Source organism: Providencia sp. UF-183 (assembly GCF_058246155.1).
On the sequence record NZ_JBSICD010000070.1, the window covers coordinates 1 to 397 of the forward strand.

Here is a 397-nt window from a genome sequence, read left to right on the forward strand (position 1 = left end):
CTCACATTGTTTAAGCGATAAACAATGTGCGTTGTTTTCAATTTTCAGCTTGTTCCAGATTGTTAAAGAGCATAATTGTTAAACCAACTATTTGCATAATTGGCTTAATCATTATTGGGGACATCGTCTTTCACTCGATATCGGCGCAATTGGCGTCCCCTAGGGGATTCGAACCCCTGTTACCGCCGTGAAAGGGCGGTGTCCTAGGCCTCTAGACGAAGGGGACACAAGATATTGCACAACTGACTTCGTTGCTTATCTCATGTAAGTCCTATTCTCTCGAATAAGTCTCCCACGTATAGCCTATTGCTCTACTTTCTATCAGACAATCTGTGTGAGCACTTCACAAAAACACTTCAATGGTAAGGAGGTGATCCAACCGCAGGTTCCCCTACGG

At 44.1% G+C, this 397-nt stretch carries 1 tRNA gene; it reads right to left on the bottom strand.

Annotation, left to right across the window (positions count from 1 at the left end):
- Positions 1 to 150 precede the first annotated feature (150 nt).
- Positions 151 to 226, bottom strand: a tRNA-Glu gene (locus AC4IFT_RS22385).
- Positions 227 to 397: the final 171 nt, after the last annotated feature.